Genomic DNA, 15321 nt, shown 5'->3' with positions numbered 1-15321 from the left:
CACGTTGGATTGCTAGGGGAATACTATTTGGTGGAGGCTTTATATGAGTAAGAAAATTCTGGTCGTAGATGATGAGCAATCAATCCTGACTCTGCTGCAGTACAATCTGGTTCAGGCAGGGTATGAGGTAATAACCGCTATAGATGGAGAAGACGGGCTTGAAAAGGGTTTGAATGAGTCCCCTGACCTAATGGTTCTTGATCTTATGCTGCCTAAAATGGACGGGATCGAAGTGTGCAAGCAGCTTAGACAGAAGAAAATCATGGTGCCGATTCTCATGCTGACGGCTAAAGATGATGAGTTTGATAAGGTGCTTGGCCTTGAGCTTGGCGCTGATGATTATATGACAAAGCCTTTCAGTCCAAGAGAAGTTGTGGCAAGGGTGAAAGCCATTTTAAGAAGAACGCAGACATCTTCTGAATCTGAAGAAAAAGAATTGGATACATCTGAGAGAATCCTGATAGGCGATTTGAGAATTCTCCCTGAACATTATGAAGCCTATTACGGCGATGAACGCCTTGAGCTTACCCCTAAGGAATTTGAATTGCTTGTATACCTTGCCCGTCACAAAGGAAGAGTACTGACGCGCGACCAGCTTTTGAGTGCAGTATGGAACTACGATTTTGCAGGGGATACACGGATCGTGGATGTCCACATTAGCCACTTAAGGGAAAAAATAGAACGCAATACGAAAAAACCGCTTTATATTAAAACTATAAGGGGACTCGGCTACAAGCTTGAGGAGCCTAGGCTGGATGAATAGATTCCGGTCACGCCTTATTTTTGCCCTTATTACACTGATCATTGCCGTACTGATCGGCCTCGGGCTTTTGCTTGGGCAAATTTTCGGCAGCTATTATATGAGTTCTTTTCAGGAGCGCATGAAAGAGGAAGCAAAAATTACTGAGCTTCTGGTAAAGGAAAAGGGACTGTCATCTTCTGAGATGAACTCCTTCCTGAACCGCTACAGCAAAGCGATTAAGGCTCATATCACCATTTATGACAGAAACGGGAATGTTCTGCATGATGCCGGCCCTTTTAAACAGGATCACGATTCTATTTCAAAAGAGATTCTTCTAAAGCACCGGAATACAAATAAAGGCTTCAAACTAAATATACAAAATGACAAACTGTATTTTTACGGTCTTCCTTATTTGGAAAACAACGAAAAGCGGGGGTATATCGTCCTCAGCTCTACGGAATCGTCTTTAAAGAAAATCAACCAGCAGATCTGGGGATTGCTGATTGCGAGTCTTGGAATGGCCCTCCTTGTCATTCTGCTGCTTGCTGTCAGAATTACATCGCGCTACACAAGGCCGATTGAATCGGCGACGAACGTTGCGATGGAGCTTGCAAAAGGAAATTATAAAGCAAGAACCTATGAAGATCACCTGGATGAAACGGGCATGCTCAGCCAGTCTATTAATGTTCTTGCCAGAAATCTTCAGGATATGAACCGTGCACAGGAAATGCAGCAGGACAGGCTGCAGACGCTGATTGAAAATATGGGCAGCGGTCTGATCCTGATCGACGGAAGAGGCTACATTAACCTGGTAAACCGGGCATACAAAGAGCTCTTTCACATTAAATCAACAGACTTCCTGTACAAGCTTTATTATGAAGCGTTCGAACACCGGGAGATTGTTGATTTGGTCGAGCATATCTTCATGACTGAAATCAAAGCAAGAAAACAGCTGCATCTCCCTCTGAAAATTGAGCGCAGGCATTTTGAAGTGTACGGTGCCCCGATTATAGGCACAAACGATGAATGGAAAGGCATTGTGCTTGTTTTCCATGATATCACTGAGCTGAAAAAGCTCGAACAGATGAGAAAAGACTTCGTTGCGAACGTATCACATGAGCTCAAAACACCGATTACATCAATTAAAGGGTTTACGGAAACGCTGCTTGACGGAGCACTTGAAGACAGGGAGACGCTGGAGTACTTTCTCTCGATCATCTTGAAAGAAAGCGACCGTCTACAAACGCTTATTCAGGATCTGCTTGATCTTTCCAAAATAGAACAGCAGGGCTTTAAGCTGAACCTTCAGCACTGCAATGCGAAGGAAGTTCTCGAAGAGGTTATCATTATCCTGAAAAGCAAAGCAGAAGAAAAAGAGATTGGGCTGTCACTTGCTATGCCGGAAGAAGGTCTTCACATTTACGGGGATGTTTACCGCTTAAAGCAGATCTTTATCAACCTGATCAGCAATGCATTGAACTATACACCCAAGGGCGGCAAAGTAAATGTGATTCTTAAAGACGGCGGTGACCAGGCGGTATTTATTGTGAGTGATACGGGAATCGGCATTGAAAAAGAAGAAATTCCAAGGATTTTTGAACGTTTTTACAGAGTGGACAAAGCGAGAAGCCGGAATTCAGGCGGAACGGGGCTCGGGCTTGCCATTGTCAAGCATCTGGTGGAAGCGCACAAAGGACGGATTTATGTGAGCAGCACCGTTGGGGAAGGAACTACGTTTACCGTTAAACTGAATAAAAACCAAAACGAAGGCTAGTTTACAATATATTTACATCACATTTATTCCTGCTTAATAAAATGCTGATAATATACTAAGTGAAAACCCCTTCATCCAAGGAGCCAATCTTTTGGACGAGAACATCCCTGTTCTCGTCCCTTTTTTTGTCTTCAAAAAAAGATGAAACCTTTTCATGGAAAGAACGTAAATATTTGTGAAGAGAAAAAGGGGGCGGAGAAATGATCAGCATCAGGCGCATTTACACGATCATAGGAGCAGTGCTGCTGGCTGCAGTGCTTTTGATCGTTGCATTTACTACATGGTATACGGTCGATGAATCCGATCAAGCGGTTATCATCACATTTGGTGAAGTAGAAGAAGGCATCAGTGAGCCCGGTCTTCACTTCAAAATGCCATGGCCAATTCAGTCCGTTGAAAAGCTGTCCAAAGAAACGTTCAGTCTTAAGTTCGGATATTCAGAAGAAAACGGCGAAGTAAAATCCTTTCCAAAGGACACGAAAATGATCACAGGGGATGAAAATATCGTTCTCGCAGATATGGTTGTGCAGTGGAAAATTACCGATCCTGAAAAGTACTTATTTAACTCGGAAGATCCAGAAGAAATCCTGTATGACGCCACATCGGCATCCCTTCGAAGCATTATCGGCAGCTCTGAAATTGACGATGCTCTCACATCCGGAAAAGTGGAAATCGAGGAAAATGTTCAGGAACTGCTGATTTCTTTGATGGAGAAGTATGATATCGGCATCTCGGTTCTGGCCGTGAAACTTCAGGATGTAGACCTTCCGAATGATGAGGTAAGAAAAGCCTTCACGGACGTAACAAGCGCGCGTGAAACGATGAATACGAAAATTAATGAAGCAAAAAAATACTCAAATCAGCGAACGCGGGAGGCTGAAGGGGAAGAGGATGCACTCATCTCAAAAGCAGAAGCTGACAAAACGGCAAGAATTGAAAAAGCCCGCGGAGAAGTAGCTAATTTCAACGCTGTTCTAAGCGAGTATGAAAAAGCCGAGGGCATAACAGAGAAGCGTCTCATTCTTGAAACGATCGATCAGGTGCTTCCAGGAGCCACGATCTATTTTATGAAAGATGACGGCAGCACAATGAAATATCTCCCTATTAGCGAACTGCAGAAGAAGAAGGAAGAGCCAAAACCTGAAACTGAGGAAGGAAGTGAAAAGAATGGCCAATGACAACTTGGTGGACATGAGTGAAAAGCGCGGAGATTCCGGAGGGTACAGCAAATATATAAAGACGGGACTCTGGCTTTTACTCACCCTTGCTGCAGCGATTGTTCTTTTCACAAACATGTTTGTTGTAAAAGAAAATGAATATAAAGTAGTCCGCCAGTTTGGCGAGGTTGTCAGAATCATAGAAAAGCCGGGGCTGCACTTGAAAGTTCCTTTTGTCCAGTCGGTCTCATCAATTCCGAAATACCAGATGACATATGATGTTGAAGAAGCGGAAATCAATACGAAAGACAAAAAAAGAATCCTGATTGATAATTTTGCTGTCTGGAAAGTAGACGACCCGAAGAAAATGATTGCCAACGCGAGAACGCTCGTGAACGCTGAAACAAAAATGGCTGAGTTCACTTTTTCCACCGTCCGTTCAGAGCTTGGCCGGCTCAACTATGATGAAATCATTAACGATGAAAAATCATCAAGAGGCAGCATTAACGATAAAGTAACGGAAATTGTGAATGCGCTTTTGGAAAAGGACGGATACGGCATTACAGTCACAGATGTCAGAATTAAACGTACCGACCTGCCTGAGGACAATGAAGCTTCTGTTTATACCCGCATGATCTCTGAAAGACAGTCAACGGCCCAGGATTATTTGTCCCAGGGTGATGCTAAGAAAAACAGCGCCATCGCGGCAACCGACCGGACTGTAAAGGAAATGCTGGCTAAGGCAGCAGCCAACGCAGATGTTATCAGAAGTCAGGGGGAACAGGAAGCGGGGAGAATCTACAACAGCTCCTATTCTAAAAACCCGGAATTCTATGAATTGTACAGAACACTTGAATCCTACAAAAAGACCATCGACGAAGAAACGGTCATTATCATGCCGTTTGACTCTGACTATGCCAAAACATTGCTGGGCGGAACTGACTAACAGCGTCCTGTCCCCTGATTTTCATTCTGTCTGCCTGTCATGGTAGAATAGAGAAAGAAAATCAGGGGATTTTTTATATCCTTGTACAGGGAGGTTTACCTATGCCGAAAAAACTCGTGCTGATCGACGGGAACAGCATTGCCTACCGGGCTTTTTTTGCCCTTCCGCTGCTGAACAATGACAAAGGTGTACATACAAACGCTATTTACGGATTTACCATGATCCTTATGAAAATACTTGAAGATGAAAAGCCGTCTCACATGCTGGTTGCTTTTGATGCGGGAAAAACGACCTTCAGGCATGAAACGTTCAAGGAATACAAGGGCGGCCGGCAGAAGACGCCGCCTGAGCTGTCGGAGCAATTTCCGTTCATCAGGGAACTGCTTGATGCCTACAGCATTTCACGGTATGAGCTACCGAATTATGAAGCGGATGATATTATCGGAACTCTGTCAAGACAAGCCGAAAAAGACGGCTTTGAAGTGAAAGTCATATCCGGGGATAAAGATTTGACACAGCTTGTCTCAGAACACATCACCGTTGACATTACAAGAAAAGGAATAACAGATGTTGATTCCTATACGCCTCAATTTGTCATGGAGAAATACGGCCTGTCTCCTTCGCAGATAATCGATATGAAAGGTCTTATGGGAGACAGTTCAGACAATATTCCGGGTGTTCCGGGCGTCGGAGAAAAAACGGCCATCAAACTTCTGAAGGAACATGAAACCCTTGAAGGGCTCTATGAATCTTTAGACAAGGTCACGGCCAAAAAATTAAAGGAAAAGCTTGAAGAAAACAAAGAACAGGCGATCATGAGCAAAGAGCTTGCAACCATCAACTGTGCGGCGCCGCTTGAAATTACCTTGTCTGAAGCAGAGTATAAGGGCTTTGAGGCTAAGACCGTAGCGGGTATTTACAAAGAGCTCGGCTTCAATTCTCTCCTGGACAAGCTGGGAGCGGACACAGAAGAAGATCTTGAGCCTATTGAAGATGTTCAATTTGAAATGCTGGTCGAAATTGCGGAGGAGCACCTGGCTGATGAATCCGTCCTGATTGTAGAAGTGCTTGATGACAATTATCACAGCAGCAGCATCATCGGACTTGCTGTGATCAATGAAAATGGCAGCTACTATGTGCCGGCAGAGCTTGCCGTAAAATCCGAGGCATTCAAAAAATGGGCGGCAGACGGGACGAAACGAAAAACGGTTTATGATGCCAAACAATCCATCGTTGCTCTTCACTGGCAGGGTATTGAGCTGAATGCAGTTGAGTTCGACGTATTGCTTGCTGCCTATATCCTGGACCCTTCACAGTCGTTTGCGGATGCAGCAGGAGTGGCCCGCCACAGCGGCATTCACCTCGTTCAGTCCGATGAAACGGTTTACGGCAAGGGGGCAAAACGCGCCATTCCGGAAACGGAAAAGCTTGCTGAACACCTTGTAAGAAAAGGTCTTGCCTTAAAGGCTGTTAAAGAAAAGCTTCAGCTCCAACTTGAAGAAAATGAACAGCTTGAGCTTTATCTCCATCTTGAAATGCCGCTTTCCATTATTCTTGCGGAAATGGAAGCAACAGGTGTGAGCGTGGATATCGAACGTCTGGAGGAGATGGGACGGCAGCTGACAGACCGTCTGATGACCCTCGAAGAAACCATTCACCGCCTTGCAGGCGAGGCGTTTAATATCAATTCGCCAAAGCAGCTGGGCTCCATTCTCTTTGACAAGCTTGGGCTGCCCGCTGCTAAGAAAACAAAGACAGGATATTCCACGTCTGCAGACGTGCTTGAAAAGCTTGCAGGCAAGCATGAAATCGTGCAGGAAATCCTTCATTACCGCCAGCTCGGCAAACTTCAGTCCACTTATATCGAGGGACTTTTGAAAGTCGTCCACAAGGACACAAGGAAGGTGCATACAAGATATGTACAGACGCTAACCCAGACAGGCCGTCTGAGCTCGACAGACCCGAATCTGCAGAACATCCCGATCCGCCTTGAAGAAGGACGCAAAATCCGTCAGGCCTTTGTCCCTTCTGAAAAAGACTGGGTCATGTTTGCAGCCGATTATTCGCAGATTGAACTTCGGGTTCTTGCCCACATTGCAGGTGATAGAAATCTGATTGAGGCCTTCCGAAATGACCTTGATATTCATACAAAAACAGCGATGGACGTTTTCGGCGTTGAAGCGGATGCCGTTACTTCGAATATGAGAAGGCAGGCAAAGGCCGTTAACTTTGGTATCGTATATGGCATCAGCGACTATGGCCTTTCTCAAAGTCTGAACATTACCCGAAAAGAGGCGGGAGAGTTTATTAAACGCTACCTCGAAAGTTTCGACGGTGTCAAAGAGTATATGGAAGAGATCGTACAGGAAGCCAAGCAGAACGGATATGTCAAAACGCTTCTTCACCGGAGGCGCTACATACCTGAGATTACGAGCAGGAATTTTAATGTGCGAAGCTTTGCAGAGAGAACGGCGATGAATACCCCAATCCAGGGAAGTGCGGCCGATATCATCAAAAAAGCCATGATTGATATGGCTGCAAAGCTGAAAGAGGAAAAACTTCAAACACGTCTATTGCTTCAGGTGCACGATGAATTGATTTTTGAGGCGCCGAAAGAAGAAATACCGGTACTTGAAAAGCTTGTTCCTCAAGTGATGGAACACGCGGTTGAACTGAAAGTGCCTCTTAAAGTGGACTATTCTTATGGTTCATCCTGGTACGACGCAAAATAAGGAAGTGAAAATATGCCTGAACTGCCGGAGGTTGAAACCGTCAGACGGACGCTGATTGAATTAGTCAAAGGAAAAACAATAGAGGCCGTATATATCCACTGGCCCAAAATCATTAAAAAGCCGGAAGAAACGGTGCAGTTTCAGGATGCCGTTGCCGGCCAGACAATACAGGATGTCGGAAGACGGGGGAAATTTCTCAAATTCTATCTTGATGACTATGTCATTGTCTCCCATCTCAGGATGGAAGGGAAATACGGTCTGTTTCAGTCATCTGAACCCATCGACAAGCACACGCATGTCGTATTTAAAATGACGGATGGATCGGAGCTGAGGTATAAGGATGTCAGAAAGTTTGGCACTATGCACCTTTTCACGAAAGGTGAGGAAGAACTGCATATGCCCCTGTCCCATCTTGGACCGGAACCGTTCTCGGAAAGCTTTACCCCTGAATACCTGCAGGAAAAGCTGAAAAAGACGAACCGGAAAATCAAGGCTGTCCTCCTTGACCAGAAGGTGCTTGTAGGCCTTGGGAACATTTATGTAGATGAGGCGCTCTTCAGGTCCGGCATCCACCCTGAGCGTCCCGCAAACGGGCTCAGCGCAGAGGAAACAGCAAAGCTTCATCTGGAAATTGTGCGCACGCTGAGTGAAGCCGTTGAAAAAGGAGGAAGCACGGTCAGATCCTATGTGAATACACAAGGACAGATCGGCATGTTCCAGCTTCAGCTGTTTGTATACGGAAGAACGAATGAACCATGCAAGGTTTGCGGCGAACCCCTTATTAAGACAGTAGTTGGAGGAAGAGGAACCCATTACTGCAGCAGCTGCCAGAGTTAAGTGAACACCTCATAGGCCGATGTCATATACTACCGTAGCATTTGCGGAAGGGGCATGGTTTATGGTTGCAGCTGCATCACTTTTTTTATTGGCATTTGCAGTAAGTCTGGATAGCTTTTCAGTCGGTTTCACCTATGGATTAAGGAAAATGAGCATGCCGTTTAAGTCGGTCTTCATCATTGCCTGCTGTTCAGCAGTTACTTTGCTTCTTGCAATGGGGGCCGGTCACGCGCTTGCTTCAGTCCTTCCCCACAGTCTGACCGGAAAGCTCGGAGGCATTATCTTAATAGGAATTGGCGCATGGGTGCTTTATCAGTTTCTTCAGCCTGTCAGGGAAATGACAAAGGAAGAATCTGAAAAGACCCTGCTTAACCTTGAAATCAAGTCTTTTGGCATCGTCATTAACATTTTGAGCAGACCGGCTGCAGCAGATATAGATAAATCCGGCACAATTACAGGGGTTGAAGCCCTTCTGCTCGGATTTGCATTGTCGCTTGATGCGTTTGGAGCAGGAATAGGAGCGGCGCTTCTCGGCTATTCTCCTTTGGCGACAAGCGTGCTTGTGGCCGTTATGAGCTCTTTGTTTGTGATGTTCGGAATCAAATCCGGGCACCTCTTTTCAAGATTTGCCTGGATGGAAAAACTATCATTTCTTCCGGGAGTTCTGCTGATTATACTCGGAATCTGGAAGCTTTAGAAGCAGGGGGAAAAAAAGTGACGCTCTCAATTGGTTTAACAGGCGGAATTGCAAGCGGAAAAAGCACCGTATCAAACATGTTCAAAGAAGCAAACATCCCGGTTATAGATGCAGATATCATCGCAAGACAGGTCGTAGAACAAGGCGCGCCGGCATACCGGCTGATTGCAGAAGCATTTGGGAGCGGCATCCTTCAGGAAGACGGATCGATTGACCGCGAGAAGCTGGGAAGCATTATTTTTCAAAACGCAAACGAGCGGGAAAAACTGAACAGCATCGTTCATCCGGCAGTCAGAAAAGAAATGCTGCGGCAAAAAGAAGAGGCGGAAGCAAGCGGGGAGGCTGCCGTCGTTCTGGATATCCCGCTCTTGTTTGAAAGCAAGCTGACACACTTGGCGGATGTGACGCTGGTCGTATACGTGAATCCAGATGTGCAGCTGAGCAGATTGATGAGACGCAACGGCTTATCAGAAGAAGATGCAAAATGGAGAATCGCATCACAGCTCCCCCTGAATGAAAAGAAGGATCAGGCGGATGAAGTGATCGATAACAACGGAACGATCGAAGAAACAAAAAAACAGTTTCATACATTGCTTGAGAAATGGAACCTCGCTTCTAAATGAAGCCTGGTTTCATTTTTTTTTTGAAAAAAGAACATTTAATCATCCTATTTGGGCTTAAATGTGATATACTAATCGTGCGAATAAGCATATATTAGTATATCACATAATCCGAGAGGGGTAATGGTATGAAAGCGAAGATTGCCATTAACGGTTTTGGTCGAATTGGGAGAATGGTATTCAGAAAAGCAATCTTTGAAGAAAGCATGACGATTGTCGCCATCAACGCAAGCTATCCGGCTGAGACGCTGGCGCACATGATCAAATATGATACAAATCACGGGAAGTTCGAAGGGGAAGTGCTTCCTTTTGATGATTATTTGCTTGTTAACGGACAAAAGGTCCAATTACTTAACTTCAGAGATCCGAGGGATTTACCTTGGGGACTCATGGATATTGATATAGTTGTTGAAGCTACGGGTAAATTCAACGACGGTGAAAAAGCGATGTACCATGTACAGGCCGGTGCAAAAAAAGTCATCCTAACAGCACCGGGAAAAAATGAAGACATTACAGTTGTCATGGGCGTAAATGAAGAGGCTTACAACAATGAACAGCACGTCATCATTTCAAATGCATCATGCACAACAAACTGCCTGGCACCCGTTGTAAAAGTGCTCGATGAACAGTTTGGCATTGAAAATGGCCTCATGACAACCGTTCACGCATACACAAACGATCAGAAAAACATTGATAACCCGCACAAAGATCTGCGCAGAGCAAGAGCATGCGGCCAGTCGATAATCCCGACAACAACAGGAGCTGCAAAAGCGCTGTCACTCGTCCTGCCTCATCTTAAAGGCAAACTTCATGGCATGGCACTTAGAGTCCCGACTCCGAATGTCTCGCTCGTCGACCTCGTTGTCGATGTGAAAAGAGACGTGACAGTAGAAGAAGTGAGTGCTGCGTTCATGGATGCTGCAGACGGTGAGCTCCAGGGAATCCTGGATTTTACAACAGAGCCGCTAGTATCGATCGACTTTAACACCAATCCTCATTCCGCAATCATTGACGGCCTGTCCACCATCGTCATGGCAGACCGGAAAATAAAAGTGCTCGCATGGTATGACAACGAGTGGGGCTACTCATGCAGAGTCGTGGATCTCGTTCGATTTGTTGCTTCGAAAATGAAAAAGTTGTCGGCGGTATAAATAGATAAGTTGAAAAGGCAGCCTTTGGCTGTCTTTTCTTTGTGGTTCCAGCTTTTGGGTGTGGTGCAAACCAGCGAGAATTAGCAAACTAGTAATAACTCTGTACAAGGACTCCGTTAGGTTAGAACCCTCAAACAAAGAAAAATCTGGTTTGGTGGCACCAATCGGTCCGATAAGAACCCTCAAGCGGAGAAGAGTCCATTTTGATGGCACCAATCAGTGCGATAAGAACCCTCAAGCAGAGAAGAATCCATTTTGATGGCACCGATTCGTCCGATAAGAATCCTCAAGCAGAGATGAATCAGATTTGGTGGTCCTATTCCGTCCGATAAAAACCCTCAATCAAAAAAGAATCTGCCATAACGGCACAATTCTGCAAAGATCCTATCTGAACACAAACAGTTAACTCAATTATTTCCTCCCCCAAAAAACGAAATTTATCTCCGCTCAAAAAATAGTAAAACCCCCGGCAGCGTGGGCTATGAGCCCCTCTAAAGAAGAGATGCATCATTTTTTTAAAAAAAGTGTGTTGCAAAAACAAACTAAAGAAAGTATACTATTTTTCGTGAACTTCTTAATGAACGCGGCCTTGTGGCTACTTAAAGGGTTAGGACCTCTCTGGACTAACTTTCCCCCGTGGTAGTTCAACAATCCATTGCGAAGAACTTCATGTAAACTAAAATTCCTAAAGGGGGAACCATATAATGGAAACAATGGGACGTCACGTTATCTCTGAACTGTGGGGATGCGACTTTGATAAACTGAATGATATGGACTTTATTGAAAAAACGTTTGTAAATGCTGCACTGAAATCAGGTGCTGAAGTGCGCGAGGTAGCTTTTCATAAATTTGCTCCTCAAGGTGTGAGCGGAGTTGTTATCATCTCTGAGTCTCACTTAACGATTCACAGCTTCCCTGAACATGGATATGCAAGCATTGATGTATATACTTGCGGAGACTTAAACCCGAATGTTGCAGCAGACTATATTGCAGAGGCTCTTTGCGCACAAACACGCGAGAACATTGAGATCCCGCGCGGCATGGGTCCTGTACAAGTGAAACAGGCACAAGTAAAAGCTCTTTAATGATTACTCATTTTCATGTAAAATGAAAGAGGTGCAGCATGCACCTCTTTTTCTTATGCCATTACCTTTTACATACATACCTTTTATTCTAATTAGAAAAGGAGCCAAGCCTGACTATGAGCATTATGCATAAAATGAAAAGTTTCTTCTCTTCAGGACAGGAAACGTCTGAAAGTCACTACGATGAGGCATTGAGAAGCCACTATTATAAAACAACCGCCAAGAAGGCAATGGAAACCGTTCAGCAAACGCTCGGCAGAATGCCTGGAGCGAAAGTAACCTCCGTTTCCGAGGAGCACGGCGAAATCAGTCTTGCTTTTGAAAAACCTAAAAAAGCGCTGATGATTGTCACGGTCATATCTGTACGGCCTTACGAAACGGCCATCGATTTTAACGTTTCAACAGATTCAAAGCTCGGAACAGATTTCGGATTCAGCAAAAAGCTGATCAGTGAGGCATACGATAAGCTGAATAAGGATCTTCCGTTTATCGGCACTGGACTTTATCCAAAGTGATAACGGGTGCTTGCGAAGGAAAGTCCAGGCTTTTGGGAAAGATAGAAGAAAAGATTCGGCATCATGATCAGACTGTAACAAAAATCCCGATGCTTTTTGATTGGAGCTGGTTGTATGAAATGTCCTACATGTCATCATAATGGCACGAGAGTTCTGGACTCCCGTCCGGTTGATGAAGGAAAATCCATTCGGAGACGTCGTGAGTGCGAAGAGTGCCAGTACCGCTTCACTACGTTTGAAAAGGTAGAGGAGATTCCGCTCATCGTTGTCAAAAAAGAAGGGGTCCGGGAAGAATTCAGCAAAGATAAAATTCTTCGGGGTCTCATTAAAGCGTGTGAAAAGCGCCCTGTTCCTCTTCCTAAACTGGAGGAGATTGTGCAGGATATTGAAAAAGAACTCCGGAATCAGGGAATATCAGAAGTGAACAGCGACGACATTGGCGAAATGGTTATGGACAGGCTTGCCGGTGTGGATGAAGTGGCTTACGTCCGGTTTGCGTCCGTTTACCGCCAGTTTAAAGATATAAACGTATTTATTCAAGAACTATCAGAGCTGATCAAAAAGGTGAAATAAGAGCGCGCAGAACATGGTTTTGGGCTCTTTTTTCCTTTTCGCAGGCGTGCTGCGAGTTTCGGCCGATGAAACCGAGGGAATGCTATGGACAATCATTGGAAACAGTTACTTCCAGTAGACAGATATCTCGTTAAAATGAACGGGCTGCTGCAGGATTTTGACAGAAAAGTTCTGACGCTGCTTTATCAGCCTCTGCTTGGGGCAAAAAGCTATGCCCTCTATATGACACTCTGGTCAGAGCTTGAACAGGACCGGATCTGGAGCAGAGAAACGACGCATCATGGCTTGATGTCTCTTATGCAAAACAACCTGAGGGAGATCTATGAAGAACGGATAAAGCTTGAGGGCATAGGACTGCTTAAAACCTATCTGAAAGAAGAAGGAGATTCCAGACTCTACATCTATGAGCTTATGCCGCCTATCATGCCGGATGAGTTTTTTCAAGACGGGGTATTGAACATCTATCTGTATAACCGGATCGGAAAGTCAAAATACAGTCAGCTGAAAACCTATTTTTCAGACAGCAGCCTTCCGGAAAACTTGACCCAAGTGACGAAGCCGTTTAATGAGGTGTTTCAGTCCCTGCAGCCAACAGAAATGCACTCTTTCGCTTCAGGAGAAATGCAGGAATCGATGGTGCCTGAAGAAGGCCGGGACTTTCTTGGTTCCAAGGAGGGCAGCTCTCCCCATATGACGGACACTGTTTTTGATTTTGATCTGTTTTTCGCCGGGCTTTCAGAAGCTGTTATTCCAAGGAAATCCATCACGCCGAAAGTAAAAGAAACGATCAAGAAACTTTCTTATCTTTACGGCATTGGAGCCATGGAGATGAAGAATGTTGTGATGAACGCCATTGATGCGAATGAAGCCATTCAAATAGACGAACTCAGAAAGGCTGCAAGAGACTGGTATCAGTTTGAGCATGGAGAAAAGCTTCCTGCGCTTACTGAAAAAGTACAGCCTTCCCATCTCAGGTCAAAGCCTGCGGTTCAAGCTGAACTGTCACAGGAAGAATCGCTGATCAAACAGCTTGAGAGCATCTCGCCGAAGCAGTTTTTAAAGGACCTGGCAGACGGCATAGAGCCATCTGCTGCAGACCTGCAGATTGTTGAAGAAGTCATGTTTAAACAAAAGCTTCATCCGGGCGTTGTGAACGTCCTGATCTACTATGTCATGCTCAAAACCGACATGAAGCTCTCAAAGACGTATGTTCAGCGAATCGCGAGCCACTGGGCCCGGAAACAGGTGTCAACTGTAAAGGATGCGATGGACCTTGCAAAGCAGGAGCACAGAAAGTACCAGGACTGGGCTTCAAAGAAAACATCTTCCGGCAGAAAAATCGTCCGGAAAGAAACCCTGCCCGAGTATTTACAGCAAAGCGAAGAACGTGCAGTTCCAGCCGCAGAACAGGATGACGAAGCAACAGAGCTCGAACGGAAACGGCTTGAAGAAAAGCTCAGACAGTACAGGGAACAAAATTAATCTCAGGCGGAGGTGAACAAAATGGAATCCATCAACAAATCTCTTGGGCGTCTTTCAGGCCGGGAGGATTTTCAGAAGAGGCTGGGTGCCATGAAGGCTCAGATCATGCAAAATCCGGATATCCAGGAGTTTCTGCATGAAAACAGTTCTGAAGTGAATGAAGAAATGATCAACAGAAGCCTGATCAAACTCTATGAATACATTGGACAAAGCAAGCGCTGTGCCGACTGCCCGAGTCTCCGGGAATGCAAAAATCTAGTAGAAGGCTATCATCCGAAGCTCATCCTTCAGGGTAAAACCATTGACCTGAAATATGAGGTCTGCCCGACGAAAGAAGCGGATGACGAACGGAAAAAACAGCAGTCGCTCATCAAGTCCATGTTTATTCCCCGGGACGTTCTGAATGCAACCCTTGAAGATATCGACCTCAAGGAAGCAAGCAGGCTGAAGGTTGTGGACATGGCCCTCAGCTTCAGCAGGGACTATCAAGAGGGCAAGTACCGCAAAGGGCTGTACTTATACGGACCGTTCGGGATCGGCAAGACCTATATTCTAGGAGCGATTGCAAACGAACTGGCAAAGAAAAAGATTCCTTCCATGCTAGTGTATGTGCCGGAATTTTTCAGGGAATTAAAAAGCTCCATGCATGATCATTCGCTGGAAGAGAAGGTTGAGGCGGTTAAAAAGGTAAAGGTGCTTATGCTTGATGACATTGGCGCCGAGGCGATGTCAAGCTGGGTGCGCGATGATATTCTCGGGTCAATTCTCCAATACCGCATGCTTGAAAACCTTCCAACGTTTTTCACCTCCAATTTCAGCATGAAAGATCTTCAGTCGCATTTAAGCGTTACACAGCGGGGCGAAGAAGAGCCTGTAAAATCAGCGAGAATTATGGAGAGAATCAAGTATCTGGCAGAACCGTTCGAACTGAAAGGCCGCAACTGGCGCGAAAGATAGAAAAAGCAGTATACCGCAAATTCTGCGGCGTGCTGCTTTTTTTAGGTTTGTGA

At 45.3% G+C, this 15321-nt stretch carries 14 protein-coding genes; all 14 read left to right on the top strand.

Annotated elements, in window-relative coordinates; genetic code table 11:
- The first annotated feature begins 43 nt into the window (after positions 1-43).
- The gene (locus AZ46_RS11090; RefSeq protein WP_029279163.1) at positions 44-763 is read left to right on the top strand and encodes a response regulator transcription factor; all 720 of its coding nucleotides are present in this window, start codon (positions 44-46) and stop codon (positions 761-763) included.
- Positions 756-2516, top strand: a complete 1761-nt coding sequence (gene pnpS / locus AZ46_RS11085) for a two-component system histidine kinase PnpS (protein ID WP_029279165.1) — start codon at positions 756-758, stop codon at positions 2514-2516. The genes AZ46_RS11090 and pnpS overlap by 8 nt, the downstream gene beginning before the upstream one ends.
- Before the next feature lie 200 nt (positions 2517-2716).
- A complete protein-coding gene (gene hflK / locus AZ46_RS11080; protein WP_029279167.1) occupies positions 2717-3694 on the top strand; it encodes an FtsH protease activity modulator HflK in 978 nt (325 codons plus the stop codon).
- The gene (gene hflC, locus AZ46_RS11075; protein WP_029279169.1) at positions 3684-4619 is read left to right on the top strand and encodes a protease modulator HflC; all 936 of its coding nucleotides are present in this window, start codon (positions 3684-3686) and stop codon (positions 4617-4619) included. Before hflK ends, hflC begins: the two co-directional genes overlap by 11 nt.
- Positions 4620-4720: 101 nt before the next feature.
- On the top strand, positions 4721-7351 hold the full coding sequence (polA, locus tag AZ46_RS11070; RefSeq protein ID WP_029279170.1) for a DNA polymerase I: 2631 nt from the start codon (positions 4721-4723) through the stop codon (positions 7349-7351).
- Positions 7352-7363: 12 nt separating this feature from the next.
- Positions 7364-8188 carry a DNA-formamidopyrimidine glycosylase gene (gene mutM, locus AZ46_RS11065; protein ID WP_029279171.1) on the top strand — a complete coding sequence of 275 codons (825 nt, stop codon included), beginning with the start codon at positions 7364-7366 and terminating at the stop codon, positions 8186-8188.
- Between the two features lie 61 nt (positions 8189-8249).
- Complete coding sequence (gene ytaF / locus AZ46_RS11060; RefSeq protein WP_029279173.1) at positions 8250-8885, top strand: sporulation membrane protein YtaF; 636 nt, start codon at positions 8250-8252, stop codon at positions 8883-8885.
- Positions 8886-8902: 17 nt separating this feature from the next.
- Positions 8903-9508 carry a dephospho-CoA kinase gene (coaE, locus tag AZ46_RS11055; protein WP_029279175.1) on the top strand — a complete coding sequence of 202 codons (606 nt, stop codon included), beginning with the start codon at positions 8903-8905 and terminating at the stop codon, positions 9506-9508.
- A gap of 125 nt (positions 9509-9633) precedes the next feature.
- A complete protein-coding gene (locus tag AZ46_RS11050; protein ID WP_029279177.1) occupies positions 9634-10656 on the top strand; it encodes a glyceraldehyde-3-phosphate dehydrogenase in 1023 nt (340 codons plus the stop codon).
- A gap of 704 nt (positions 10657-11360) precedes the next feature.
- Positions 11361-11741 (top strand): adenosylmethionine decarboxylase, encoded by a 381-nt coding sequence (gene speD, locus AZ46_RS11045; protein WP_029279179.1) that lies wholly within the window; start codon positions 11361-11363, stop codon positions 11739-11741.
- 116 nt (positions 11742-11857) lie between these two features.
- Positions 11858-12256: a hypothetical protein gene (locus AZ46_RS11040; protein WP_029279181.1), complete on the top strand. Its 399-nt coding sequence runs from the start codon at positions 11858-11860 to the stop codon at positions 12254-12256.
- Positions 12257-12370: 114 nt separating this feature from the next.
- Positions 12371-12829 (top strand): transcriptional regulator NrdR, encoded by a 459-nt coding sequence (gene nrdR / locus AZ46_RS11035; RefSeq protein WP_029279183.1) that lies wholly within the window; start codon positions 12371-12373, stop codon positions 12827-12829.
- Between the two features lie 84 nt (positions 12830-12913).
- Positions 12914-14311 (top strand): replication initiation and membrane attachment family protein, encoded by a 1398-nt coding sequence (locus AZ46_RS11030; RefSeq protein ID WP_029279185.1) that lies wholly within the window; start codon positions 12914-12916, stop codon positions 14309-14311.
- Positions 14312-14332: 21 nt separating this feature from the next.
- Complete coding sequence (dnaI, locus tag AZ46_RS11025) at positions 14333-15268, top strand: primosomal protein DnaI (RefSeq protein WP_029279187.1); 936 nt, start codon at positions 14333-14335, stop codon at positions 15266-15268.
- Positions 15269-15321 lie beyond the last annotated feature (53 nt).

Origin of the sequence: Metabacillus indicus LMG 22858 (genome assembly GCF_000708755.2) — a bacterium.
GTDB lineage: Bacteria > Bacillota > Bacilli > Bacillales > Bacillaceae > Bacillus_P > Bacillus_P indicus.
This window is presented reverse-complemented; position numbering and strand designations above follow the sequence as displayed.